Annotated in this window: 22 protein-coding genes; 12 read left to right on the top strand and 10 right to left on the bottom strand. The window is 38.4% G+C overall.

What is annotated here, in order from left to right; translation table 11 throughout:
- Positions 1 to 36: 36 nt before the first annotated feature.
- The 3 genes from nusA to ABIB30_RS05445 all read right to left on the bottom strand — a co-directional run bounded on the left by nusA (position 37) and on the right by ABIB30_RS05445 (position 2,380).
- Entirely contained in the window at positions 37 to 1,272 is a 1,236-nt protein-coding gene (gene nusA / locus ABIB30_RS05455; protein WP_111635455.1) for a transcription termination factor NusA, read from the bottom strand.
- Positions 1,273 to 1,274: 2 nt separating this feature from the next.
- Positions 1,275 to 1,739, bottom strand: a complete 465-nt coding sequence (gene rimP, locus ABIB30_RS05450; protein ID WP_354299977.1) for a ribosome assembly cofactor RimP — start codon at positions 1,737 to 1,739, stop codon at positions 1,275 to 1,277.
- Positions 1,740 to 1,945: 206 nt separating this feature from the next.
- Complete coding sequence (locus ABIB30_RS05445) at positions 1,946 to 2,380, bottom strand: hypothetical protein (RefSeq protein ID WP_354299975.1); 435 nt, start codon at positions 2,378 to 2,380, stop codon at positions 1,946 to 1,948.
- An 18-nt stretch (positions 2,381 to 2,398) separates the two neighbouring features.
- On the opposite strand from ABIB30_RS05445, the gene ABIB30_RS05440 reads away from it, so the two are divergent.
- Complete coding sequence (locus tag ABIB30_RS05440) at positions 2,399 to 2,746, top strand: phage holin family protein (protein WP_354299973.1); 348 nt, start codon at positions 2,399 to 2,401, stop codon at positions 2,744 to 2,746.
- A gap of 58 nt (positions 2,747 to 2,804) precedes the next feature.
- On the opposite strand, the gene ABIB30_RS05435 is transcribed toward ABIB30_RS05440, so the two are convergent.
- The 3 genes from ABIB30_RS05435 to panC all read right to left on the bottom strand — a co-directional run bounded on the left by ABIB30_RS05435 (position 2,805) and on the right by panC (position 5,269).
- Positions 2,805 to 3,944 (bottom strand): acyl-CoA dehydrogenase, encoded by a 1,140-nt coding sequence (locus tag ABIB30_RS05435; protein ID WP_183891962.1) that lies wholly within the window; start codon positions 3,942 to 3,944, stop codon positions 2,805 to 2,807.
- A gap of 90 nt (positions 3,945 to 4,034) precedes the next feature.
- Positions 4,035 to 4,385, bottom strand: a complete 351-nt coding sequence (gene panD, locus ABIB30_RS05430; RefSeq protein WP_111635459.1) for an aspartate 1-decarboxylase — start codon at positions 4,383 to 4,385, stop codon at positions 4,035 to 4,037.
- 44 nt (positions 4,386 to 4,429) lie between these two features.
- Positions 4,430 to 5,269 carry a pantoate--beta-alanine ligase gene (gene panC, locus ABIB30_RS05425; RefSeq protein WP_354299969.1) on the bottom strand — a complete coding sequence of 280 codons (840 nt, stop codon included), beginning with the start codon at positions 5,267 to 5,269 and terminating at the stop codon, positions 4,430 to 4,432.
- 152 nt (positions 5,270 to 5,421) lie between these two features.
- On the opposite strand from panC, the gene ABIB30_RS05420 reads away from it, so the two are divergent.
- Together ABIB30_RS05420 and ABIB30_RS05415 are read left to right on the top strand one after the other, a co-directional pair.
- Positions 5,422 to 6,246, top strand: coding sequence for a glycogen/starch synthase (locus ABIB30_RS05420; protein WP_068407750.1), 825 nt, complete (start codon positions 5,422 to 5,424; stop codon positions 6,244 to 6,246).
- 23 nt (positions 6,247 to 6,269) lie between these two features.
- Positions 6,270 to 7,757 carry a DUF4270 domain-containing protein gene (locus tag ABIB30_RS05415; RefSeq protein ID WP_354299965.1) on the top strand — a complete coding sequence of 496 codons (1,488 nt, stop codon included), beginning with the start codon at positions 6,270 to 6,272 and terminating at the stop codon, positions 7,755 to 7,757.
- Positions 7,758 to 7,974: 217 nt separating this feature from the next.
- Here the strand turns inward: ABIB30_RS05415 and ABIB30_RS05410 are convergent, their stop codons facing one another.
- Entirely contained in the window at positions 7,975 to 8,400 is a 426-nt protein-coding gene (locus ABIB30_RS05410; protein WP_041883024.1) for a single-stranded DNA-binding protein, read from the bottom strand.
- Between the two features lie 14 nt (positions 8,401 to 8,414).
- Positions 8,415 to 9,464, bottom strand: coding sequence for an A/G-specific adenine glycosylase (mutY, locus tag ABIB30_RS05405; protein WP_354299961.1), 1,050 nt, complete (start codon positions 9,462 to 9,464; stop codon positions 8,415 to 8,417).
- Positions 9,465 to 9,723: 259 nt separating this feature from the next.
- Here mutY and ABIB30_RS05400 point away from each other — a divergent pair, with 259 nt between their 5' ends.
- The 5 genes from ABIB30_RS05400 to ABIB30_RS05375 all read left to right on the top strand — a co-directional run bounded on the left by ABIB30_RS05400 (position 9,724) and on the right by ABIB30_RS05375 (position 16,269).
- A complete protein-coding gene (locus ABIB30_RS05400; RefSeq protein WP_041883022.1) occupies positions 9,724 to 10,026 on the top strand; it encodes an HU family DNA-binding protein in 303 nt (100 codons plus the stop codon).
- 7 nt (positions 10,027 to 10,033) lie between these two features.
- Positions 10,034 to 10,897, top strand: a complete 864-nt coding sequence (locus tag ABIB30_RS05395) for a tetratricopeptide repeat protein (RefSeq protein ID WP_183869379.1) — start codon at positions 10,034 to 10,036, stop codon at positions 10,895 to 10,897.
- A gap of 254 nt (positions 10,898 to 11,151) precedes the next feature.
- Complete coding sequence (locus ABIB30_RS05385) at positions 11,152 to 12,702, top strand: Rne/Rng family ribonuclease (protein WP_183869378.1); 1,551 nt, start codon at positions 11,152 to 11,154, stop codon at positions 12,700 to 12,702.
- Between the two features lie 107 nt (positions 12,703 to 12,809).
- Positions 12,810 to 14,186 carry a DNA repair protein RadA gene (gene radA / locus ABIB30_RS05380; protein WP_354299957.1) on the top strand — a complete coding sequence of 459 codons (1,377 nt, stop codon included), beginning with the start codon at positions 12,810 to 12,812 and terminating at the stop codon, positions 14,184 to 14,186.
- Between the two features lie 109 nt (positions 14,187 to 14,295).
- Positions 14,296 to 16,269: a KUP/HAK/KT family potassium transporter gene (locus ABIB30_RS05375; RefSeq protein WP_354299955.1), complete on the top strand. Its 1,974-nt coding sequence runs from the start codon at positions 14,296 to 14,298 to the stop codon at positions 16,267 to 16,269.
- Positions 16,270 to 16,332: 63 nt separating this feature from the next.
- On the opposite strand, the gene carB is transcribed toward ABIB30_RS05375, so the two are convergent.
- The gene (gene carB, locus ABIB30_RS05370; RefSeq protein ID WP_183869373.1) at positions 16,333 to 19,149 is read right to left on the bottom strand and encodes a carbamoyl-phosphate synthase large subunit; all 2,817 of its coding nucleotides are present in this window, start codon (positions 19,147 to 19,149) and stop codon (positions 16,333 to 16,335) included.
- Between the two features lie 520 nt (positions 19,150 to 19,669).
- Between carB and ABIB30_RS05365 the strand changes: the two genes are divergently transcribed.
- Together ABIB30_RS05365 and ABIB30_RS05360 are read left to right on the top strand one after the other, a co-directional pair.
- Positions 19,670 to 21,142 carry an MAC/perforin domain-containing protein gene (locus tag ABIB30_RS05365; RefSeq protein WP_354299952.1) on the top strand — a complete coding sequence of 491 codons (1,473 nt, stop codon included), beginning with the start codon at positions 19,670 to 19,672 and terminating at the stop codon, positions 21,140 to 21,142.
- A gap of 230 nt (positions 21,143 to 21,372) precedes the next feature.
- Positions 21,373 to 21,897, top strand: coding sequence for a hypothetical protein (locus ABIB30_RS05360; RefSeq protein ID WP_354299950.1), 525 nt, complete (start codon positions 21,373 to 21,375; stop codon positions 21,895 to 21,897).
- Positions 21,898 to 21,954: 57 nt separating this feature from the next.
- On the opposite strand, the gene ABIB30_RS05355 is transcribed toward ABIB30_RS05360, so the two are convergent.
- Positions 21,955 to 24,357 carry a TonB-dependent siderophore receptor gene (locus ABIB30_RS05355; protein WP_354299948.1) on the bottom strand — a complete coding sequence of 801 codons (2,403 nt, stop codon included), beginning with the start codon at positions 24,355 to 24,357 and terminating at the stop codon, positions 21,955 to 21,957.
- A 120-nt stretch (positions 24,358 to 24,477) separates the two neighbouring features.
- Here ABIB30_RS05355 and pnuC point away from each other — a divergent pair, with 120 nt between their 5' ends.
- Together pnuC and ABIB30_RS05345 are read left to right on the top strand one after the other, a co-directional pair.
- Positions 24,478 to 25,119, top strand: coding sequence for a nicotinamide riboside transporter PnuC (pnuC, locus tag ABIB30_RS05350; RefSeq protein WP_354299945.1), 642 nt, complete (start codon positions 24,478 to 24,480; stop codon positions 25,117 to 25,119).
- Entirely contained in the window at positions 25,112 to 25,633 is a 522-nt protein-coding gene (locus tag ABIB30_RS05345; protein WP_354299943.1) for an AAA family ATPase, read from the top strand. The genes pnuC and ABIB30_RS05345 overlap by 8 nt, the downstream gene beginning before the upstream one ends.
- Position 25,634: the final 1 nt, after the last annotated feature.

The following is a 25,634-nucleotide window of genomic DNA, read 5'->3' as shown; positions in this document are numbered from 1 at the left end:
AACGTTTATTCTTGTTTTTTCTCATCAAGTCAACGCTTATTCAAATTCTGACTGTAATATACTGATAACTTCTTTAATAGTTTCTTCCTCCAGATCAGTTCTTTTTACTAATTCGTCTACTGACAGCGCTAGTACGCTTCTTGCTGTATCACAGCCAATTGATTTCAATTCATCGATAATCCAGCTATCGATTTCATCCGAAAATTCTTCGATATCCACATCTTCATCTTCTTCACCAGCTTCACGGTAAACATCAATTTCGTAACCAGTTAATTTACCGGCAAGCTTGATATTATGTCCACCACGGCCAATTGCAAGAGAAACCTGGTCAGGCTTCAGGTAAACCGAAGCATGTTTAGTTACATCATCCAATTTGATAGAAGTGATTTTAGCAGGACTCAAAGCTCTTGTGATATAAAGAGAAATATTATTAGTGAAATTGATTACATCAATATTCTCATTTTTAAGTTCTCTCACGATACCGTGTATACGTGAACCTTTCATACCAACACAAGCACCCACCGGGTCAATTCTGTCATCATAAGATTCCACTGCTACCTTAGCACGTTCTCCTGGTTCACGAACAATTTTCTTAATCGTAATTAAACCGTCGAAGATCTCAGGAACCTCAATTTCAAACAAACGTTGTAAAAACTCAGGAGCAATTCTTGAAATGATAATCTTTGGTGTGCTATTCATCATATCCACCTTTAAGATTACCGCACGTACAGTATCACCTTTTTTGAAATAATCAGCTGGTATCTGTTCAGTTTTAGGCATGATTAACTCATTACCTTCATCATCCAGTACTAACGTTTCTTTTTTCCAAACCTGGTAAACTTCTCCTGTTACGATTTCTCCAACTCTGTCCTTATATTTCTTAAAGATTTCGTCTTTCTCTAATTCAAGTACTTTAGATACCAATGTCTGACGTGCAGCTAAAATAGCTCTTCTTCCAAAACTCTCTAAAGTAATCTGCTCAATGTAGTCGTCTCCAACTTCCATATCTGCATCTAACTGCTTAACCTCTGCCAATTCTATTTCAAGATCATCATCTTCAGAAAAGCCGTCTTCCATTACTTTTCTTGTACGCCAGATCTCTAAATCACCATTATCAGGGTTAACAATTACATCACAATTCTCATCAGTACCATATTTCTTACGTAACATGCTACGAAATACTTCTTCCAGCACACTGATCACCGTAGGACGGTCGATGTTCTTGAACTCTTTGAATTCTTGAAATGAATCGATTAAATTAATATTGCTCATTTTTATTTAAATGAAATTAAAACCTTTGTTTCTATTATATTACTAAAGTCCAGACTGGTTTCAACCAATTGTGCTTTCTTTCCTTTTTCTTTTACTTTCGCTTCAATGGTAATCGACTGCTCATTTACATCCAGCAGTTTTCCTTCCATAATATCACCTCCGGTAACTTTAACACTCAATTCGCGTCCGATGTTTTTCTCGTACTGTCTTTGAAGCTTTAAAGGCTCGCCAACACCAGGAGAGGAAACTTCCAGGTTATATGCTTTCTCAATAGTATTTTCTTCTTCCAGATGAAATCCAACATGTCTGCTAATTGCAGCGCAATCCTGAATACTGATACCCTCGTCACCATCCACATGAATGATTAACTTATTGCCAGGCAACAACTTTACCTCAACTAAAAATAACTCCGGTCTGTCCGAAATTTTCTCCTCTACTAACTCTATTACTCTCTTCTCTACTTGCATAAACCAATTTGCGGATAAAAGAAAAGAGGGGACATCTGCCCCCTCTTGCCCCTCTATATCAGTGCAAAGGTAGGGATTTTATTTCAAAAATAAAAACAAATACCGCTTGTAAATCCATATGCTGTTTACCAGAACTAATTTAAAAAAATTAAATAACAGCCTGAAACAGAAAATAAAAAAAAATTAAATGCAGAAGAATTAAAGACTTAACGCTTTAGTGTGACCTGCTGAGGCTTTACACTATGATTTAGCTGACCACTGATGATCTTCTCTGTACTGGCAAACTTCGCATTCATATAGGAGATTACTAAATAATTTTTTCCTGAAATAAATGATTTAGAAGGTCTGAAAACCAAAGTACTGTCCGTTACTTCCAGTTTGCCCGGCACATCATGCTCCATACCTGCAGTATCCTCATCGGAAGGCGTCTCTAAAACAGTAATCAAATCGGCATGTGCTGTATCCACCCCTGGGATATTCCTGATCAGTCCCAAACCAGCAGGATCGATATCTGAAAAGATAATCGCAGAACTATCTGTTGAAAAACGGACAGAAAGTGGCTTATTATTTGCTGAGGAACATGACATTAAACAAGCCATTCCAAACAGTACCGGAGGGAATTTTAATAAACAGCTGTACATTTTTTAAAACTAAACATTATGAAACTTATTATTGAAATTTTATTAATGGGTCTGGCCATGCTGCTGGGTTCATACCTTGTTCCGGGAGTTCACATTGATGGGTTCGGAACCGCTATTATCGCCGCGGTACTGATTGCACTAGCTAACGCGACCATTGGCTTCGTTTTAAGACTGCTCACTTTCCCAATCAACTTTCTGACACTTGGCCTGATGTCTTTCATCATTACCGTTTTAATGATTTTATTAGTAGATAGTATGATGAAAGGATTTAATACCTCAGGATTCTTCGCTGCCGCATTTTTAGGGATTGTTGTGGCTGTTATCAAAGCTTTATTCGGTACGATTGCTGGTACTGACAACGACTAAAATATAAAAAGGCTGTTTTCAAAACAAAAAACAGCCTTTTTATAAAGTTTTTTATTAATTATCTTAATATCTCTCTTGAAATTACCATTTGCTGGATTTCAGAAGTACCTTCATAAATCTGTGTAATTTTTGCATCACGCATTAAACGCTCCACATGGTATTCTTTAACAAACCCATAACCACCATGCACCTGAACAGCCTCAACTGTCACGTCCATTGCCACTTTAGAAGCATATAACTTAGCCATAGAGCCAGCAAGCGTATAAGGTAAGCCCTGATCTTTTAACCAGGCTGCTTTATAAACCAGCATTCTCGCCGCTTCAATACTTGTAGCCATATCTGCCAATTTAAAGGCAATCGCCTGATGTTCTGCAATTGGTTTACCGAATGATTTACGTTGTTTAGCATAAGCAAGTGCCAGTTCGTATGCACCAGCCGCAATACCCAAAGCCTGAGCGGCGATACCGATACGACCACCTTCTAAAGTCTTCATCGCAAACTTAAATCCAAAACCATCTTCGCCAATTCTGTTTTCCTTAGGAACTTTAACATCATTGAACATCAGAGAATGTGTATCAGATCCGCGGATCCCCATTTTATTTTCTTTCGGCCCAATTGTAAAACCTTCCATTCCTTTTTCTACAATAAAAGCATTGATTCCTTTATGTTTAAGATCAGGGTGAGTCTGTGCAATAACCAGGTAAGTAGAAGCATTGCTTCCATTGGTGATCCAGTTTTTTGTTCCGTTTAACAGGTAATAATCACCTTTATCTTCGGCAGTAGTCTGCTGAGAAGTGGCATCCGAACCTGCTTCTGGCTCTGATAGACAAAATGCACCGATTTGTTGTCCTGAAGCTAAAGGCTTAAGATATTTTTCTTTTTGAAATTCAGAACCATAGGCCTCTAAGCCATAACAAACTAAAGAATTATTCACAGAAACCACAACTGAAGCTGAAGCGTCAACTTTAGAAAGCTCCTCCATAACCAGTACGTATGAAACCGCATCTAACCCGCTTCCACCGAACTTTTCTGAAACCATCATTCCTAAAAAGCCCAGTTCGCCAAGTTTTTTCACCTGCTCTGCCGGAAATTTTTGATGTTCATCTCTTTCAATTACACCAGGCTTTAATTCATGCTGCGCGAAATCTCTCGCAGCCTGCTGGATCATCAATTGTTCTTCACTTAGTTGAAATAGCATAATAATTATTTTTGGAAAATTACTTTTTGCCAAATTTAGTATTTCAAACTGAAAGATACTATGGTTGCATAGTATCTTTCAGAAAAATAATTATTTCAGCAGATGATTGTTATCATCAGGGAAGACCAGAATAGGTTTATACAATTTAGCTTCTTCAATAGGTAAAGAGCCATAAGAGATGATAATTAAGGTATCTCCAACCTGCACCTGTCTGGCAGCTGCACCGTTTAAACATACAGTACCTTTACCGCGCTCACCTTTAATCACATAGGTTTCAAATCTTGCCCCGTTATTATTATTGACAATCTGCACCTTTTCATTAGCAATGATATTCGCGGCATCCATCAGGTCTTCATCAATTGTGATGCTGCCTACATAGTTTAATTCCGCCTGTGTCACTCTGACACGGTGTATTTTCGATTTTAAGATCTCGATAATCATGCTGTAAAGTTAGATAATATTATATTGATTCATTGTAATTCTTGTCAGTTCAGCATCATGTTATCGATCAGCCTGGTCTCTCCGACTTTTGCCGCAACCAGGGCAACCAGATGCTGCGCTGCTTTATCTTTTTCCGGAAGAAGTGTCTCACTGTTCGCAATCGTAAAATAGTCGAGTTCAACTCCTTTTACGCTTTGAATGATAGCTATGGCTTGTTTTAATAAGATATCTATATTTTCTGTATGAAAATGATCTTTCACATAAGTCAATGCCTTGCTCAGTACCAGCGCGTGCTCATGTTCTTCAGCAGAGAGATGAATATTCCGCGAACTCATTGCCAGCCCGTCTTCTTCCCTGATAATAGGGCAGGAAATGATATTCACCGGCAAATTGAAATGAGCAACCATATTACGGATCATCAATACCTGCTGAAAATCTTTCTGACCAAAAAACGCCAGATCAGGATCAACTGCATCAAAAAGCTTTTTAACGATTTGAGTTACGCCTTGATAATGTCCTCTTCTGAACTCTCCTTCCAGCAAAAATTCAGCTGGTCCGAGGTCAATATGCCAGTTTTCAGGCACAGGATACATCTCTTTAACGGATGGCATAAACACATAATCACATCCCGCATCCTGCAGCATTTCAATATCATGCTGCAATGGCCTTGGATATTTTTCCAGGTCCTTAGGGTCAGTAAACTGCGTTGGATTCACGAAAATACTGCAAACTACAACATTTGCATGCTGTTGAGCGATCTTAACGAGAGATACGTGTCCTTTGTGCAAAGCGCCCATAGTAGGCACTAATGCTATTTTTTGTTGAGCCAGTTTTAGTGGCTTCAGCAAGCTATTTAATCCTGCTATTGTATTTATAACTTCCAAACCGGGTTGTAAAATTTCAAAGTCCAAAGTTGGTTAATTATATAATCCCAACAAAACATCTAAGCAAGATATTGATAAATTTGAATAAATTGCTTACCTTTGCCCCTTGATTATCTTTTCTTTAACATAAATATTTATTCACAAATATGGAGATGGCAAAAACGAAGCTACTGATTGTTACACACGAGATGTCGCCTTTCCTGGAACTCACCAAAATTTCAGAGATTACCCGTCAATTACCTCAGGCAATGCAAGAAAAAGGATTTGAGATCCGCATTCTTATGCCAAGGTTCGGCAATATCAATGAACGGAGGAACAGGCTGCACGAAGTTATTCGTTTATCTGGAATGAACATCATGATTGATGACAATGACAACCCGCTTATTATCAAAGTCGCATCTATTCCAGCAGCTCGTATGCAGGTTTACTTCCTGGATAATGAAGATTATTTCCAGCGCAAGTATGTATTCAGAGATAAAGAAAACAAGTTTTATGCAGACAATGACGAAAGAACAATTTTCTTTTGTAAAGGTGCGCTGGAAACTGTTAAAAAGTTAGGCTGGGCACCGGATATCGTGCATTGCCACGGCTGGATGACTTCATTGGTTCCTGTTTACATCAAAACTTCTTACAAAAACGACCCTACATTCAAGAATTCTAAAGTAGTTTATTCTGTTTATGAAAACTGCTTCACTGAAACTTTACATGCTGATTTGCATAAAAAAGCAGTGATGAACAACATGACAGCAGACGACACCAAAGTTTTCGAAAATGCAGACAGCAATACTTTGCATATCGGTGCAATTACTTACTCTGACGCTGTAGTTTTGGCTGATGAGAAAATCGATGCAAATGTGTTAAAATTTGTTAAAGATTCAAATAAGCCAACTTTAGCCTTTAATTTAACCGAAAATTTCGAGAACTTCTATGCTTTGTATGAAGAAATCTCGAATGATGAATTGGTTTCAATAGCATAAACTCAGGTATTATTAAATTAATTATGAAATTTTCAAAACTAGACTTATTGACCCTGTTAATAAGTCTTTTTCTTTTTTCGTCTTGTAAAGACTCCAGTACTATCGGTTTAGATATTAATCCAGCTAACGCGGTCAGTGGGATTCTTTTAGATACAGTTACGGTTACTTCCCGTACTGAATTAGATGATCCTGCCTCAACTTACCCTCCTGCAACTACAGGTTCAGCGGTTGGTTTAGTCAGATATCCTCTGGGACAAATGGCTGATCCGATTTTCGGTTCAACCACAGCAAATCTTGCAATGGCAGTTAACTTGCCAGGTGGCGCCGGATACAGCTTTGGTACAGCCGCCGAAATTGATTCGGCAGTATTAGTGATGTCCTACGCTACAAATACTGCGGTTCCGGCTTCAGTTCAGGCAACTATCGGAAGCCAGCTTGCCCAGTTTTATGGTGACAGTACTTCAACTTTCAATGTTAGAGTAACACAGTTAAATGCTAACCTTTCGACACAAACCGGCTTCCTGAATACTACAGACTATGCATCAACTGATCTTCTGGGATCAGCAACCATAACACCAAGACCAGGTTCATCTGTCAGAGTTCTCAGAGTAATTCCCGGAGCAGCAGATACTGCATATAATGCAGCCCCTCAGGTCAGGATTAAATTGTCAACAGCACTGATCAAAAGCAAGATCATGGCACTTGACTCTGTAACTTTAAGTACAAATGCGAATTTAGCAGCTGCATTTAAAGGTTTAAAAGTAACTGCAAGTCTTGTTTCCGGAAAACCTGGGGCAGTGATGTTTTTTGACTTCGCCGGCAGCAATTCTAACCTGGAGATTTATTATAAAAAACAGAACACTACAACTGCAACGCTCAGAGATACAGTAGCAGCAATGTTTCCTATCTCCGCACCTTCAGGACCAGTTGCAGCAACTGTTAAACATGATTATACCAATACAGCTATTGCAACTCAGCTTAAAACTCCTGCAGACTACGCAGTAACTTATTTGCAGGCTATGAGCGGGGTGAGAAACAAAATAACCTTCCCTTACCTGAAGAACCTGAAAGCTTCCATTGGGACAAAAATTGTAATTAACAAAGCGGAATTGGTAATTGACATCAGTGATCCTGCAGATTCAATTCCATTTAAAATACCACCACGTCTTTCTTTATACAGGCTGGATCTTGCAAAACAAAGACAAAATCTGCCGGATAATAACGTTGCCTCACAGACTAACCCATCAGGTGACCCAAGAGCAATACTACCATTTGGAGGATTTTACGATAAAACTAAAAAAAGCTACACTTTTGTAGTGACCAGCTATATTCAGGATATTGTTGACGGAAAAACTGTTGATTACGGGACTTACCTGGCACCAACTGCAACAACCGAATTTAACCTCTTACCTTATGCAACTTCAGCAGGAAGAGCAGTAATCGGTTCCTTTAACAACCCTGCAAGCAGGAAAATAAGACTTAATATTTATTACGTTAAGAATCCCAATTAGTTTTTAACGCTCAGGATATAACAGGCTGCCCTATATGGGCGGCCTTTTTTATTTTAAGCCATTTGCACCCTTTTCCCAGACTGCCAGCAGCAGTGCAGAGGTTAACCTCTGCACTGCTGCTGGCAAAACAGAACAAAAAAGCCAGCCTGTCGGAATTGGACAGGCTGGCTTTTATAAAATATTAAACAAAAAACTTTATGCTATACTTCGAATGACCTTAAAAAGGCAGGTCACCTGAGATACCATCTGCATCCAGGTAATCATTTTCACTTTTAGGGGTACTGTTGGTCGTTACAGGTGTATTTTCAAAATCGCTTTTTCTGCCCAGAATAGTAAAATTCTCGGCCACAACTTCAGTTACATATTTCTTTATCTTCTCCCGGTCTTCAAATGACCGTGTACGTAGTTTTCCTTCTATATAAACGAGTTTCCCCTTCTGCAGATACTTTGATGCTACTTCGGCTAAACCCCTCCACAATACGATGTTATGCCATTCTGTTTGTTCTATGCGTTTTCCATCTTTATTATAGGTTTCTGATGTAGCCAGTGGAAAGCTTGCAACGGTAACACCACCATCTAAGTGACGGACTTCAGGATCCTTCCCTAAATGTCCAACTAAAATTACTTTGTTAATACCTGACATGAATTTGGAGTTTACTATTTGTTAAAATAGAAGTTAATAAATTTGGTTAGAATTTTCGGTTGTGGCAGCTGGTCTAAATCGGCCCATGTGACCCAATTGGCTTCTGCGCTAATATTAAAGTTAATGATATAATTATCTAAACCAAAAAATTGAACGTATATAATTTGGTGTGTCAATAAATGTTTCACTTGCATCAACGGACGGATAACAACAGCAGGCCCGAAATTTTGTTTAACTTTTTCCGAAAAACCCTCATGATTAACGTCTGCTTCTATTAAAGTTTCCAGGTTAGGAAAATCATATAAATGCTGCCAGATATCTTCCGAAATCCTTTTATTAACGAGTACTTTATTGTCATTTTCGCAAATAAAATAATTAATATAGCGTGTTCTGACCTTTACTGTTTTGAGTTTAACGGGAAGAACAGGGATCAGGTTATTATTTTTTGCATAACAGGAAAGCATCAGCGGACAAATTTCACAGTCAGGAGATTTAGGCTTACACTGCAAAGCACCGAATTCCATAATTGCCTGATTATACAGCGCGGGGTTCTGCACATCAATAAGAGATTGTGCAAGCTCTGAGAATTGTTTTTTGCCCAGCGTACTATTAATCGGTGTACTGATTCCAAAATATCTGGAAAGTACACGGAACACATTTCCATCTAAAACAGCCATCGCTTCACCAGAAGAAAAGGAAGAAATCGCAGCCGCTGTATATTCACCAACCCCTTTAAGTTTGATCAGTTCCCGGTAACTTACAGGAAAAACACCATCATATAAATCCATAATCTGCCGCGCGGTAAACAACATATTTCTACCACGTGAATAATACCCCAAACCCTGCCATAGCTTCAGAATCTGTGTTTCTGTTGCTGCAGCAAAAGCCGAAACTGTAGGATATGCTTCGAGGAAACGATTAAAATAAGGCAACCCCTGCTCCACCCTTGTCTGCTGTAAAATGATCTCTGATAACCAGATGATGTAGGGATCTTGCGTATGTCTCCAGGGGAGATTTCTTTTGTTAACCAGATACCAACTAATAAGCTCTTGCTGAAATGCCATAACCCCAAAAATACAAGTAATACATTATTTTGCAGAGTTATAAATTATTATTTTTTCTTGCGCAAAATTCACCAATGTATATTTTGTTATAGCCTGCAGAAATACGCTGATCAGGTTAGATTATGTAAAACTTGCAATTCCCTGATACTATTCAAGATAAATAATTGATCTTTTATTTTCCTATCTCATTAAAAAGCAATACTTTTGCAACCCCAAATCACTTATAATATTAAACACACAACAATTAATAATAGAAAATATGACTAAGGCAGATATTATTTCAGAAATATCAACGAAAACAGGAATTGAAAAGGTAGATGTACAGGAAACCGTTGAGGCGTTTTTCAAAGTAATCAAAAGCAGTATGATCGGTGGCGAAAATGTCTATGTTAGGGGTTTTGGAAGTTTTGTTGTTAAGAAAAGAGCACAAAAAACTGCCAGAAATATTTCAAAAAACACTGCGATTATTATTCCAGAGCATTTTGTACCAAGTTTCAAACCAGCAAAAGTTTTTGTTGATAAAGTAAAAAACAATTCAAAAAAACTAAGCGTAGAAGCTTAATCTGCTTATGATGAACACTATCCGATCTAAACAAACATTAATTATTGCAGCGGTAATTCTGCTGGCCGTATTTTTGTTTACAAGAGATATTAAAGGTTTAGTGAAGCCGAAGAAAGAAACATCTGGCGTTCCTGCCGGAGGGCAACTTACTTCAGCAGGCAGTACAATTAATTTAACAGAGGTCTCGACCGCTGCTAAAAATTCAATTAATGCTAACTTAGCTGCGGAAATCACTACATTGGAAAATGCGTATAAAACTGCATCTGAAGATCAGAAAGTGAACGCTGCGAAAGTTCTTGCAGAAAAATGGGATGATGTTGAACAAGCTGTTCCAAGCGCGTTATATCTGGAAATCATTGCTGGCAAAGAGCGTAACCTGAATAGCTGGTTAGCTGCTGGTGGCAGATTGATGAAAGCTTTTGACAATACACAGGATAGTTTAATATCTCCTGTATTATTACAAAAAGCAAATGCAGCTTATACGAATGCTGTAGCACTGGATTCAACAAATCTTGAAGCTAAAACCGGTTTGGGAATCACTGTCGTAAATGGCATGGGTGCACCGATGTCGGGAATAGCAATGTTGCTGGACGTCATTAAAAAAGATCCTGATAACCTGAAAGCAAACATGAGCTTAGGAACTTTTGCAATAAAATCCGGACAATTTGATAAAGCAATAACCAGGTTCAATGGTATAATAGCTAAAAAGCCTTCACCAGATGCTTATTTCTATCTGGCTACAGCTTATGAGAACCTGGGTAAAAACAAGGAGGCTGTTGAGGCTTACCTGAACAGTAAAAAATTGGCAGCAAATCCAACCTTATCTAATTTCATTGATAAGAAAGTGGCTGAGCTGAAGACCAAAAACTAATAAACAGATTTATAAAAATATCTAAACCTTACAATTATGCCAAGCGGTAAAAAAAGAAAAAGACATAAAATGGCCACCCACAAACGTAAAAAGCGTTTAAGAAAAAACAGACATAAGAAAAAATAGATTTTTCTCCATGATCAACGAATAATAGATACTAAGATTAGTTTTAGTATCTATTATTCGTTGATCTGTTTTTTATATATTCAGTCCATGTGTTTAATAAGGGATTCATCCCTTTAAATGTATAGCTTTTGGTAAAGGAATTAATTATCGATTCGTCTCCTACGGGAGTAACCATAGCTTTGATTGAAGATAAACAACTTGTAGAACTTCATAAAGAACACGTCAACACAAATTACGCCGTAGGCGACATCTATTTAGGCCGCATAAAGAAAATTATGCCGGGACTAAATGCTGCGTTTGTTGATGTGGGTTATGAGAAAGATGCTTTTTTGCATTATTTCGATCTTGGTCCGCAAGTTCAATCTTTATTAAAGCTTACAAAAATTAAGCGGAATGGCACTGTTAGTGGGACGTTATTAGACAATTTAAAGCTTGAAGCCGATATTAATAAGGCTGGCAAAATATCTGAGGTCGTTTCCAAAAACATGCTTATACCTGTTCAAATAGCTAAAGAGCCTATTTCAACTAAAGGACCGCGTCTAAGCTCTGATCTTTCTATTGCAGGACGGTACATTGTATTAGTCCCATTTTCTAATGTAATATCAATCTCGAAAAAAATTAAGAGTAATACGGAACGTAATCGTTTAAAAAAGATTATTGAAAGTATTAAGCCTAAAAACTTCGGTGTGATCATCAGAACAGTTTCTGAAGGTAAAGGGGTTGAAGAATTGCAAAAAGACTTATTGGATTCTGTCTCTAAGTGGGAAAATTTCATCAAGAAATTACCTGAGGCCGAGCCTTCCAAACGTGTTTGGGGTGAGATGGACAGAACGTCAACGTTAATTCGTGACATTTTAAGTGTTGATTTCACTAATGTTTATGTGAACGATGCAGGCTTGTTTGAAGATATCCGTTCTTACGTGCATGAGATTTCTCCGGAAATGGAGAAAATAGTAAAACCTTATAAGCACAAGGAACCTATATTCGAGCATTTCGGAATTGAAAAACAAATTAAGAATGGCTTTGGTAAAACCGTAAATCTTGCCGGTGGAGCTTATCTTGTTGTGGAACATACCGAAGCACTTCACGTTATCGACGTTAACAGCGGTAACAGAACAGCGAATAAAGAAAACCAGGAAGACAATGCCTTACAGGTAAACAAGGAAGCTGCAAAAGAAATTGCACGTCAGCTCAGACTACGTGATATGGGTGGTATTGTAGTAATCGATTTTATCGATATGCACAAACCAGTAAACCGTAAAATGTTATTTGACTATTTGCGTGAACTGATGCTGCTGGATCGTGCTAAACACACTATTCTGCCTCCAAGTAAATTTGGTCTTGTACAAATTACACGTCAGCGTGTTCGTCCTGAGATGAATATTGTGACTAGTGAAGTTTGCCCAATGTGTCATGGTACTGGTGAAATTAAAGCGAGCATCGTTTTAATGGATGATATTGAAAGTAATATGAATTACATTTTGCGTGAGCAGAATGAAAAAAACATTACGCTTTGTGTACACCCGTATATAGAGGCCTTTATCAAAAAAGGTATTTACTCCCTGCAATGGAAGTGGTTCTTTAAATTCGGACAGAAAATTAAAGTTAAGGCAGTTCCGTCTTACTTATTAACAGAGTTTCATTTTATCTCTTCTAAAGACGAAGAAATAAAATTGTAAAACTCGTGTTCAAAACATAATGGAAAAGCCTGGCACTTTAAATAGTAACCAGGCTTTTCTATTTTTCTACCGAATTAAGTTAAATTCGTGTTTTAATCTCAAATCAATTGGCTAAAACTAAATCAGCATATTTCTGTCAGAGTTGTGGGTACGAATCAGCCAAATGGCTTGGAAAGTGCCCTTCTTGTAATTCCTGGAACACCTTCGTAGAAGAAGTTATTGAAAAACCAGGAGCCAGTGTTCCTGCATGGCAGGCATCCGGATCTACGAAAAGATCAAATAAACCTAACAAGATTACTAACATTGCATTTTCTGAGGAGAATAAGCTCTCTACTAACGATCTGGAATTAGATCGGGTATTAGGTGGGGGTTTAGTCGCCGGATCTGTCGTTTTGATCGGAGGTGAGCCAGGCATAGGAAAATCGACATTGATGTTGCAGCTTGCCCTAAACATCACCGGAAAAAAAGTACTCTATGTTTCAGGAGAGGAAAGTGAACAGCAAATTAAAATGCGCGCAGAAAGAATTACGAGCAACCCAACTGCAGATTGTTACATTCTTACCGAAACCTCTACACAAAATATATTTAAACAAATTGAGGTTCTTGAACCCGATATTATTGTGGTGGACTCTATTCAAACCTTGCATTCTGCTCATATCGATTCTACACCGGGCAGTGTTTCTCAGGTAAGGGAGTGTACTGCTGAATTATTACGTTTTGCCAAAGAAACTGATACCCCAGTCTTTTTAATAGGTCATATTACCAAAGATGGAGCGATTGCAGGACCTAAAATCCTGGAACATATGGTGGACACCGTTTTACAATTTGAAGGAGACAGGCATCATGTTTACAGAATTCTCCGTTCGATTAAAAACAGGTTCGGTGCCGCAGCGGAACTGGGTATTTATGCCATGCACAGCGGCGGGCTCAGACAAGTTTCCAATCCTTCAGAAATCCTGCTTTCTCAAAGGGATGAGGAATTAAGTGGTATTGCGATTGCGGCAACATTAGAAGGTGCAAGACCGATGCTAATTGAAACACAGGCTCTGGTCAGTACTGCAGCTTATGGAACGCCTCAACGCTCAGCTACAGGCTTTGATACCCGAAGAATGAATATGCTGCTTGCTGTTCTGGAAAAACGTTGTGGATTCAGATTAAGTACCAGGGATGTATTTTTAAATATTGCTGGTGGAATCAAAGTGGAAGACCCTGCAATTGACCTGGCAATTCTTGCAGCTATTATTTCATCACATGAAGATATTTTCATCTCTTCAAAAATCTGTTTTGCGGCAGAAGTTGGTCTATCAGGGGAAATCCGTGCAGTAAACAGGATAGAACAGCGCATTGCTGAAGCTGACAAACTGGGATTTGAAAGGATTTTTGTTTCCAATTATAATTTAAAAGGGCTGATTACAGATAAATACAAACTGGAGATTACAGGCGTAAATAAAATTGAAGACGTTTTTTCTTTGTTGTTCGGCTAGCAGGATATGAGAATTTAGGGCAAGAATTAAAATGTGGTTAAAATTAAACCGCATATCACTGATATAGAACAAGAAAGCGTAATTTTGTTTTAAATCAGCCTTTAAAAACATGCATCCTAATCTAAAAAAACTATCCGCAGCGGGTATGTTAGTGACGTTGGGTATAATATTCGGTGACATAGGAACTTCGCCGCTTTATACCTTTCAAGTATTACTTAAAGAGGGTGGACAGGTTAATCCCGCCTTAGTATTAGGCGCTATTTCTTGCGTATTCTGGACGCTCACACTGCAAACTACTTTCAAATATATTTTCATTACACTTCAGGCAGACAATAAGGGAGAGGGCGGCATTTTTTCCTTGTACGCATTAGTGAGGCGTTACGGTAAATGGATGGCCATCCCCGCAATAATCGGTGCCGGAACCTTACTGGCCGACGGGATTATTACACCCCCCATTTCTGTAACCTCAGCTATTGAGGGCTTAAATCTTGTTCCAGCATTGTCAAAGATTATTGTACCCGGTAACACCCTGATTTTGTGTATTGTCATTACAATTATTGTGCTGCTGTTCTTTTTTCAGCAATTCGGGACCAAGGTTATCGGCGCTTCTTTCGGGCCTATTATGCTCTGCTGGTTCTGTATGATTGCTCTGCTTGGATTAATTCAAGTACTACATTACCCTGAGATTTTCAAAGCACTGAACCCATATTATGGCGCGAGGTTATTAATGGATCATCCACATGGCTTCTGGTTACTGGGTGCTGTATTTCTATGTACCACAGGAGCCGAAGCGTTATATTCTGATTTAGGACATTGCGGGAGAAAAAACATTCAGATCAGCTGGATCTTTGTTAAAACAGCCTTAGTATTGAATTACCTTGGTCAAGGTGCCTGGGTTTTAATGCAAAGTCCGCAGAAAGATTTCAATGGAATCAATCCCTTCTTTGAAATTGTCCCCCATTTATTTCTGATTCCTGTAGTTATCATCGCAACTATGGCGACTATCATTGCCAGTCAGGCTTTGATTTCAGGTTCCTTTACCTTGATCAGCGAGGCAGTGAGTATGAATTTCTGGCCTAAGGTGACGATTAAATATCCAACTAATATCAGAGGTCAGATTTATATTCCAAGTATTAACTGGCTACTTTGTATAGGGTGTATTGCGGTCTCTCTTTATTTCAGGACCTCCGAGAATATGACCGCAGCGTATGGGTTTTCTATTACGATCGCCATGCTGATGACCACGATACTGATGTATTATTTTATGCGTTATGTAAAGCGCTGGCCACTTTGGCTGGTAATTATCATTGTGAGTGTTTTTGCAGTAGTAGAGCTGTCTTTCTTTGTGGCAAACTCTGTGAAAATTGTTAAAAGATTATTCTTCTTAGTCTTCGAAGTAGGTTTGATTTTTACTATGTTCGTTTGGTTCAAAGCGCGTAAGATTACGAATCGCTTCTTAAAATTTGTAGAACTTGAAGATCAGGTACCGATGCTGAAAGCGCTGAGTGAGGATCGTTCGATAGCTAAATATTGTACTCACCTGATCTATTTAACCAAGGCCAATAACAGCAAGCAAATTGAGCAAAAGGTACTTTATTCTATATTCAGCCGTAACCCTAAGCGTGCTGATGTATACTGGTTTGTACATATCGAAAGAACTGATGAACCTTATACCATGGAGTTTATGGTAGAGGAGCTTTCTGATGATAAAATTATCCGTATTGAGTTCAGACTTGGCTTCCGTATTCATCCAAGGATCAATGTCCTGTTCAGAAAAGTGGTGCAGGAAATGGTGGCGAATAAAGAGATCGATATTACAAGTAAATATGACTCCCTGAACAAGTTCAATCTCGCAGCGGATTTCCGCTTTGTTATCATGGAGAAATTCCTTTCTTATGAGAATGAATTCAGCTTAAAGGATGGGTTTATCCTGAGAAGTTACTTTGCGATTAAGCGATTGGCTCAATCCGATACTAAAGCTTTCGGACTGGATACGAGCGAAACGGTTATTGAAAAGATCCCCCTGGTAGTTTATCCTGCCGAAAATATTCATTTAAAACGTATTTTCAGACCAGTTGGTTAAAATCAAGACATAAAAAAAGGTCCCGTATTTATACGGGACCTTTTTTTATGTCTTGACTTTTTATTATTTCGATAAATACATCGATTTGTCTTTGTACAACTTTCTGAAATATGGATCTTCCAGGTCTTTGATAAACCGGATAGACTCACCAGTTGATTTCATTTCAGGACCTAATTCCTTTGGTACTTCAGGGAATTTATCATAAGAGAAAACAGGCTCCTTAATCGCATAACCTTCTAACTTACGCTCAATTGTAAAGTCTTTCAGTTTGTTCACACCCAACATGATTTTAGCTGCAATATTGATATAAGGAACATCGTATGCTTTAGCGATGAAAGGAACAGTTCTGGAAGCTCTTGGATTCGCTTCAATTACATAAACCTTCTCGTCTTTCACAGCAAACTGAATATTCAGTAAACCAATTACGTTTAATGCTCTGGCAATTTTCTTAGAGTAAGTCTCCATGCTTTCCATTACTTTGGCAGAAAGACTGAACGGAGGCAATACAGCAAATGAATCTCCGGAGTGGATACCAGCTGGCTCAATATGTTCCATTAAACCTACAATATGTACATCCTCACCATCACAGATCGAATCTGACTCAGTTTCTTCTGCTCTGTCAAGGAAATGGTCAATCAGTACTCTGTTACCTGGCAGATCACCTAATAACTTCACTACTGCTTTTTCCAGATCCTCATCATTGATGACAATGCTCATTCCTTGTCCACCTAATACATAACTAGGACGAACCAGCACCGGGTAACCTACTTCATTAGCTACTACAATAGCTTCTTCAGCATTTTCCGCAACACCATATTTAGGATAAGGGATATCTAATTCTTTTAATAAGTCTGAGAAACGACCACGATCTTCTGCAACATCCATATCATTGTAAGATGTTCCGATAATCTTGATTCCATTCTCATGAAGTTTTTCTGCCATTTTCAAAGCAGTCTGACCACCTAACTGTACGATTACACCTACCGGATTTTCCAGCTCGATGATTTCACGCACATGTTCCCAGAATACTGGCTCAAAGTATAACTTATCAGCCATGTTGAAATCTGTAGAAACTGTTTCAGGATTACAGTTGATCATAATTGATTCAAATCCGCTTTCTTTTGCTGCCAGTAAGCCATGCACACAAGAGTAATCGAATTCAATACCCTGACCAATACGGTTCGGGCCTGATCCTAATACAATGATTTTCTTTTTATCCGTAGGGATAGATTCATTCTCCTCCTCAAAAGTTGAGTAGTAGTATGGAGTTTGTGCAGAGAATTCAGCAGCACAGGTATCTACCATTTTATAAACTCTCCTGATTCCCAGAGATTTTCTGCGGTCATAAACCTCATCCTCAGTCACATTACCTAACAAGTAAGCAATCTGAATATCAGAGAATCCTTTTTGTTTCAGCGTGAAGAAGAATTCCTTCGGTATATTATTTAATGAATAACGTTTTAATTCTGTTTCCAGCTGTACCAACTCCTGGATCTGTGCTAAGAACCATTTATCAATTCTGGTTACTTTACGGATAGACTCCAATGGAACGCCCATGCTCATTGCATCCTTGATCAGGAATAAGCGGTTCCAGCTTGGATGTTCCAAACCGTGCATAATCTCTTCAATACTTCTGTTATGTTTTCCGTCGGCACCTAAACCAGCACGTCCGATTTCTAAACTCTGACATGCTTTTTGAAGAGCTTCGATAAAGCTGCGGCCAATAGCCATAACTTCACCAACAGATTTCATCTGTAAGCCTAACTCCATGTTCGCACCTTTGAATTTATCAAAGTTCCAGCGTGGTATTTTAACGATTACATAATCTAACGTAGGCTCAAAGTAAGCCGAAGTAGTTTTAGTAATTTGATTTTCGATTTCATCCAGGTTATAGCCAATCGCCAGTTTAGAAGCAATTTTAGCAATCGGATAACCAGTTGCTTTACTTGCCAGTGCTGATGAGCGGGAAACCCTTGGATTAATCTCGATAGCGATGATATCGTCGTTATCAGGGTTAACTGAGAACTGTACGTTACATCCACCTGCGAAAGTACCAATCGCACGCATCATTTTAATAGCCTGGTTACGCATCTCCTGGTAACAAGTATCAGATAAAGTCATTGCTGGTGCAACCGTAATAGAATCACCAGTATGAATACCCATCGGATCAAAGTTTTCGATCGAGCAAATGATAATCACGTTATCATTGCTGTCTCTTAATAACTCCAGCTCGTATTCTTTCCAGCCTAAGACTGCTTTTTCTACTAGTACTTCGTGTGTTGGAGAAGCTTCAAGACCACGTTTCAGCGCAGCATCAAATTCTTCTTTCTTGTGTACGAAACCACCACCTGATCCACCCAGTGTATAAGAAGGGCGGATAACCAGCGGATAGCCGATTTCCTGCGCTGCTTCTTTACCTTCAAGGAAAGAGTTTGCAATTTTTGAGGGCGCAACACCCACACCTATATCTACCATTAACTGGCGGAAAGCTTCTCTGTTTTCTGTTTTTTCAATTGCAGCAACATCAACGCCAATTACTCTAACGCCATGTTTTTCCCAAACACCACGTTCTTCAGCTTCTTTACAAAGGTTTAAGGCAGTTTGCCCTCCCATTGTTGGCAATACAGCGTCAATTTTCCGCTCTATTAAAATCTGCTCAATAGAATCTACCGTTAAAGGTCTGAGGTAAACATGGTCTGCAATGATCTTATCAGTCATAATAGTTGCAGGATTGGAGTTTATAATAGAAACTTCAATTCCTTCTTCTTTTAAGGATAAGGCAGCTTGGGATCCGGAGTAATCAAACTCACAGGCTTGGCCAATAATAATAGGTCCGGAACCGATAATCAATACTGAACGTATGGAGGTGTCTTTAGGCATAAGGCTTTAAAAAAGTCTAAAGTGTTTTGTTAAAAAATGTTCGTCTTGTAAGACTGATAGCTGGGCGAGATTTTACGTGCTATTGCTAAAGAATCCCGACTGTTCTGTCGGGATGCAAAGATACATCATTAGCCTGTAATAATTCAGATTTTTTTAAAGAATTTCTTAAATAAAAGAGATGGCCAAATCCTTTATCTCCATGGATTGAGAGATCCTTTTAAAGCGCCCTAAAATCATATTCTTAAAAAGGACTTCTTAATCAAGAAAAGTCGCATTAATATATGTATAAGAAAAAAACAAACAGGAATGCACACTAATAAATGATATATTTTATTCTTTTATAATATTTTTAACCAAAAATCATTTAATTACATATCTTTACAAGACATTAAAAGAAAATTAATAGAAAAATATTGCTCATATAATTACAAAACACTGATTATAACCCTATTATTTATATAAAAACTTTAACATACGCAATAGCGCAATCACCTACTATTTATTAATCAAATTTATTATCATGAAAAAACTTTTACTTCTTTTAATTCCTGTTACTATGTTTTGGTCCTGCAAGCGCCAGGACGACATTTCACCCGCTACGAAAGGAGAAAAAACTCAAACTTTCTCCGCCGGAGATGGTTCGTTTGACCGATTAGGTTATGGATTAGATGTCACCAGGGATGTCCTTAATTTAAAAGCCACATCTGATGCTCCAATTTTTGACGCGAAAAAATTTGTAGCTGACAATCCTGCTAGAATTGACATAAGCACTTCTACAGAAGGGAGAGAGCAATATTATGGTGGAGCATCAGCCGTAGATTACATAAAAGATGTAAGCACAAAAAAATCATTTGATATTAATGGCACGAACACCCCTAAAATTGAAGGTGCCACGCAGGATGGCTCCCAAAATCTTTTCACTGGAAGTCTTAGTTTAAATAGTTCTGATCAAAACAGAACTACTTATTCAAGTAAATATTCCTATGCATCCTACGAAATAACACAGAGGGTGAAACGAATAAGACTTACCGGCGATGCCACTATAAGCCAATTGATGCAGTATTTGACCCCAGATTTCATCAGTAATGTAGCCAATATGAGTGCAGATCAATTAGTAACAAGGTATGGTACCCATGTACTATTGGATATTAGCTTAGGAGGGAATTTAAAATTTAATTATAGTGGTTCTATAGTAACCCAATCTGACTACACAAAAAAAACATCGGATGTAAAAGCGGGATTAGGCTTTGGTCTTCTTAAAATAATTGGAGTTAATATTAATGCCAGTAAAACTAAAGAGGAAATAACCCAAATTACAAATACAACCAATGAAAGAGAATATACAGGCGTCTTCTTTGGTGGAACAAATGGCGGTCAAAGTCTGACAATTGATAAAGATGCAAATACTAGCCAAACTGTTAATATTGCATCTTGGCAACAGAGTATTAATGCAAATAACGCTACGTTAATTGACGTAGACAAAGCCGTTTTTCTTTATAATTTCATAGCTGATCCAGTAAAAAAAGCACAGGTTAAGGCCGCAATTGAAAAACATATCAATGATAGACAGATTAAACTCTCTCCTCAGGAAGTCTATGAGTTTTCTACTCCTCAAATGGATAGTAAGCATGCAAATAACCTGGATCCTAATATGCATCTTAAATATTTACAATTTGGATGGCATCCAAATGGTCAGCCGTTTAAGGCTTATTCTTTTGCGTATAATGGTGCTGTTCCTGTTTATCAATTTATAAATAGAAGCACTAATAACAGATTTTTAACTACTCAAAGAGATCTTCAATATCCAGCATTTGTTAACGAAAGCATTCTTTTCTATGCCTATACCACTCAGGTACCAGGATCTGTACCTGTCTATCAATTTGGTTCGAAAACTAATAGAACTGGTGATTTTTATTACAGTACTATTCAAACCCCATACGATTCCTCGTGGGAAGGTGGTAACTGGGTTGTGTTTTATGCTTTCCCAAACTAAAAGCAATTAAAACCTTCTAAAAATGTAAAAAAAAGTGGTCAAATTGACCACTTTTTTTTACATAACGGACTGAGCAGCCGAACGAACTATATTGGAATCAAATACTGCTAGAACTGAGAAAAAAAAGAGCTTATTAAGCGCTGAAGGTGATTTGATTTTTATTGGCGTACTTTGAGCAGCTTTTGTGCGTTAATTAGAAAATATCTGGCGCTGTTATACATTATAAAACGATGAAAAAAATACTATTTGCAGTCTTTGCTACGGTTATTTCACTGAGCGGATGCGGAACTGTCCAGTCTATTATTAAATCGAGTTTTCCTTATACCGCTACCCAGGTTATTCCTAAATCTTCAAAAGTGGACAGCACAGCTTCTGTGACCAGTGCTGCAGGTAGTTTTGATGAAGTAATCGGTAATCAGAGTGGAAATGATTACGTCAGGGATATCAGGATTGCTTCTGCAAGAATTATGGCTTCTAATCCAAATGATAAAAGTATGGGTATTTTTAAATCCATCAAGATTTTTATTTCCAATGGAAGCAGTGACGAAGTCATGGTTGCTTCAAGAAGTGACATTGCAGAACATATCGGATCTTCTTTAGTCCTGGATATTGACAATTCCCGCTTCGTTGACCAGTATATCAAAGGCAGCAGTCTGAAAGTACGATTGGAATATGTATTGAGAGAAAAGCTAAATACAGATGTGAGTATCAGAACTTCTTTAAGTTTCAGTTCTTCACCTGCCAGCAAAAAATAAAACCAATTCAATGATCCGGAGCCTCATCATTCATCAGGCTCCGGATCATTTATCAAGTTAAAATTTATAAGCAATACCTACCCTGTAATTTCTTAAAGGTTCGGTTTGCCAGGCATAGGCAGTGACTGTACCAAAATTATAGATCTCCCCATCATACAGGTATTTATTTAATATATTAAACACATTACCCGTGATTTTAATATTGCCACAGCTCCAGAACACTCCACCATCCAAACGGAAATAGTTTGGCAATGGCTTATCATCAGACCTGCTCCAGGAACCAGGCACGCGGCCAACCTGCCACGAAAAACCTGTTGAAACTCCCGCACCTTTCAATGGCCCGTTTTGCAGCGTGTAAGTTAACCACGCATTTGAGGTATGTTTAGCGAAACCTGGTACAACATCACCAACTTTAATACTTTCCACACCTGGATTAGCTTTAGTCACTTTTCCGTCCGTATAAGCATAATTAGCAATAAGTTGCAACCCTTTTACAATTTCTCCTCTTAAATCAAACTCAATACCCTGCACTCTTTTTTCACCCAGAACAACGCTGTATATTCTCTTTGGATCAGTTGGATCACCAGTCAGTTCGTTCTGTTTAATAATTCTATAAAACGATAAAGTGGTATTAACCTTTCCATCAAGCCAATCTCTTTTAATTCCGAATTCTGTATTAACTCCCATAAGAGGCTTGATCTTGCTTCCGTCTCTTAGTATTCCGCTCTGAGGGATAAAAGCCTTATCATAAACGGCATACAAAGAAGTTTTGTCATCAATAGAGTAGCTTAGACCGAACCTTGGTGAAAACTGGCTCGCCTTATTTGGATTTTCGGCAGTCAGCCCCCAGCTATATTCAGTTATATTGGTAAATCTGCCAGCCAGGGTCAGCCTCAGTTTATTGTTAAAGAAGCCTAGTTCTTCCTGCAGATAAAATGAGTGATACTTAGAGCCTATTAATCCTCCTGCATCTATAGCCCGCTCTTTTAAAGGAGTTAACCTTCTGACATCAAAAGCAGTATACGCCGCGGGATTGGTACCATAAACAGGATGTTCACTGTCAAAAGGATTAGCATCCGTATCCAGGTTAACACTCGCATTCCAGTCGGCTTCATATTTTTTATCGCCCGCATCAAAACCAGCCAGAATCCGGTGCTGAATACTACCCGTATGGAAGTTGCCGTTTAAAAACACCTGCCCAAGTTTCATGCTGCTGGTTGCATCCCATATTCCAATGTTACGGATGATGGTGCCGTCAGCATTCACTTTAGACGGCCATGCACTATTCCCAGACATATTATAGTCGTAATATGCTCCCTGAGCAGTCAGCTTCCAGTGTACATCGAACTGGTGCTGTACATTCAATGTGACGCTCTGATCGTTGATGATAGTAGGTGGGATCAAAGGATCAGATTGTGAAAAATCTACAGGAAAAGTACCATAACCTTTCACTCCAAAAACATAAGAGGAGCCTACCTGGCTGGTTTTTGCCCGCTGCAAAGTATATTCGGCAGTAATTTTAGTATTCCCAGTCTGATAAGACAGCGTTGGAGCAATACTGTATCTGTCATTGTATTCAAAATCCCTGTGCGATTTCTTATTTTGTCCGGATGCATTAAGCCTGAACAATAACTTCCCATCTTCGGTAAGTTTTCTATCAAAATCTACAGTTGTACGGTACAAACCATAACTCCCGGTCGTAAATGATACCTCTCCTTTATCAATTCCTGCAGGCTTTTTAGTAACTACATTATACAAGCCACTTGGATCACCACTGCCGAGCATAAAACCCGCCGGCCCTTTAACAAATTCAATGTGATCAACAAAACTCATGTCTTCAGTGAGCGGCCCCCAAAAAGAGTTCACTACATTAAAGCCATTTCTAAAAGCCTGAATTTGTGAGCCACGCATTTTGATATTGGCATACATGTCAGACCAGTGCTGAGTCCGTATGGCGCCACTGACATTTCTGATAACGCCATCGCTCATACTGGTAATTTGCTGATCCTTGATAACTTGTTCACTTACAATCTGAATGTTTTGAGGAGCCTCCAATAAAGGTTCATTTAACCTTAAAGTAGCAGAAGGTAAGCTGACTTTATATTTATTTTTAATGGCTGCGATTTTTACTTCTTGTAAAGCCTCATCATTTACGGCCAAAATAAAATCGACTGTTTTAGTTTCTCCCTCACTCATTGAGATCATTTTTTCAGTAGGATGAATACCTACTGCTGATGCCTTAATGATATAATTTCCTGCTTTCACATGTTTGATCACAAAATCTCCCTTTTCATCAGTTGTCGTCCCAATGCTCTTGCCTTTTAGCATTATGGAAATCTGAGGAGCAGCTTTCCCATTGGAAATCTTAACATTGCCTTTGATAATTGCGTGTTGTTGTGCAAAAATAATCAGGCTGCTAAACAACATCGCTGCTGTTAGTATAAGTAGTTTTTTTAACATAGGTATTATTTAGATTTATTATTAATAGCAGCAAAACTAATAGATAACACTCTAAAATTCAAACTATTTAAAATAATTCTAAATAATCAGCAGAAAGAAAAATAATTTTACATTTGACGCATGGTAGCTATAGTAGATGTAGTCAGAGAAAGTATTGAACATTTTTTCAGGATAACCAGCTGGCTGGAATGGTGCGGTGTAATCACCGGAACCCTTTGCGTGTGGCTGGCAGCAAAAAATAATATTCTGAACTGGCCTCTGGCTATTGTCAGTGTACTGATCTATATCTTCATCTTTTTTGAAAGTAAACTCTACTCGGATATGGGCTTACAAGTCTATTTCCTGGTAACCAATGCCTATGGCTGGTATTTCTGGAGTAAAAACAGGAATAATCCCGAAACCTCCAGACCTGTCAGTATCATTACCAACAAAGAAATGGGTTTGTCGGCTGCTGCTATTGTTTTACTAACTATTCTTCCCGGAACTTTACTGCACTACTTTACCAAGGCATCTTATCCATTTCTAGATAGTTTTTGTACTGCATGTAGCCTGGTTGCGCAAATATTCCTCGCCAGAAAAGTCTTGCAGAATTGGCTGATCTGGATTTTTGTAGATATTGTTTATGTAGGTGTTTATGTGTCAAAAGATCTTTATGCAACTGCAATTATGTACGCTTTATATGTTTATATCGCCTGGGTAGGTTACCAGGGATGGAAAAAATCAAGATTGGAAACAGAAATTACAACGAAAAGTCATGACTAAAAAAATAGCTATTGTTGGACCTGAGAGTACAGGGAAGTCCACACTGACAAAATTACTGGCTAAACATTACCACACGCTTTGGGTTCCTGAATTTGCGAGGTATTACTGCGCGGCGTTAACCGCTCCTTGCACTATGCAGGATGAAATTAACATGTTTCATGGACAGCAGGCACTTGAAGAATCAATCCTGGCTATTGCAGAACAGGAGCTCATTTTCTGTGACACCACATTTCTGACGGTAAAAATATGGAGCGATGAGATGCTGGGTGAAACTCCTCAACTGGTATTGGATGCTTTGCCACTGAGAACCTATGATCATTACTTACTGCTGAATATTGACTTACCATGGCAGGAAGATCCACAACGCGATTTTCCGCATATGCGGGAACATTTTATGGCGATATGGCACAAAGAATTGAAAAACCTGGGTGCTGACTATGTTGTGATCAGCGGTATTGAAGACAGATTACAAAATGCGATCAAAGCAATAGATAAATTTTTGGAAACGAAATAAG

Origin of the sequence: Pedobacter sp. UYP1 (assembly GCF_040547305.1) — a bacterium.
Taxonomy (GTDB): Bacteria; Bacteroidota; Bacteroidia; order Sphingobacteriales; family Sphingobacteriaceae; genus Pedobacter.
Note: the sequence above shows the minus strand (reverse complement) of the source record. Positions and strands in the feature narration are given on the sequence as shown.

Bases quoted from the DNA above. Each gene is read 5' to 3' on its own strand.
- nusA (WP_111635455.1), bottom strand. From the start codon at position 1,272: ATGAGCAATATTAATTTAATCGATTCATTTCAAGAATTCAAAGAGTTC.
- rimP (WP_354299977.1), bottom strand. From the start codon at position 1,739: ATGCAAGTAGAGAAGAGAGTAATAGAGTTAGTAGAGGAGAAAATTTCG.
- ABIB30_RS05445 (WP_354299975.1), bottom strand. From the start codon at position 2,380: ATGTACAGCTGTTTATTAAAATTCCCTCCGGTACTGTTTGGAATGGCT.
- ABIB30_RS05440 (WP_354299973.1), top strand. From the start codon at position 2,399: ATGAAACTTATTATTGAAATTTTATTAATGGGTCTGGCCATGCTGCTG.
- ABIB30_RS05435 (WP_183891962.1), bottom strand. From the start codon at position 3,944: ATGCTATTTCAACTAAGTGAAGAACAATTGATGATCCAGCAGGCTGCG.
- panD (WP_111635459.1), bottom strand. From the start codon at position 4,385: ATGATTATCGAGATCTTAAAATCGAAAATACACCGTGTCAGAGTGACA.
- ABIB30_RS05420 (WP_068407750.1), top strand. From the start codon at position 5,422: ATGGCAAAAACGAAGCTACTGATTGTTACACACGAGATGTCGCCTTTC.
- ABIB30_RS05415 (WP_354299965.1), top strand. From the start codon at position 6,270: ATGAAATTTTCAAAACTAGACTTATTGACCCTGTTAATAAGTCTTTTT.
- ABIB30_RS05410 (WP_041883024.1), bottom strand. From the start codon at position 8,400: ATGTCAGGTATTAACAAAGTAATTTTAGTTGGACATTTAGGGAAGGAT.
- mutY (WP_354299961.1), bottom strand. From the start codon at position 9,464: ATGGCATTTCAGCAAGAGCTTATTAGTTGGTATCTGGTTAACAAAAGA.
- ABIB30_RS05400 (WP_041883022.1), top strand. From the start codon at position 9,724: ATGACTAAGGCAGATATTATTTCAGAAATATCAACGAAAACAGGAATT.
- ABIB30_RS05395 (WP_183869379.1), top strand. From the start codon at position 10,034: ATGATGAACACTATCCGATCTAAACAAACATTAATTATTGCAGCGGTA.
- ABIB30_RS05375 (WP_354299955.1), top strand. From the start codon at position 14,296: ATGCATCCTAATCTAAAAAAACTATCCGCAGCGGGTATGTTAGTGACG.
- carB (WP_183869373.1), bottom strand. From the start codon at position 19,149: ATGCCTAAAGACACCTCCATACGTTCAGTATTGATTATCGGTTCCGGA.
- ABIB30_RS05365 (WP_354299952.1), top strand. From the start codon at position 19,670: ATGAAAAAACTTTTACTTCTTTTAATTCCTGTTACTATGTTTTGGTCC.
- ABIB30_RS05360 (WP_354299950.1), top strand. From the start codon at position 21,373: ATGAAAAAAATACTATTTGCAGTCTTTGCTACGGTTATTTCACTGAGC.
- ABIB30_RS05355 (WP_354299948.1), bottom strand. From the start codon at position 24,357: ATGTTAAAAAAACTACTTATACTAACAGCAGCGATGTTGTTTAGCAGC.
- pnuC (WP_354299945.1), top strand. From the start codon at position 24,478: ATGGTAGCTATAGTAGATGTAGTCAGAGAAAGTATTGAACATTTTTTC.
- ABIB30_RS05345 (WP_354299943.1), top strand. From the start codon at position 25,112: ATGACTAAAAAAATAGCTATTGTTGGACCTGAGAGTACAGGGAAGTCC.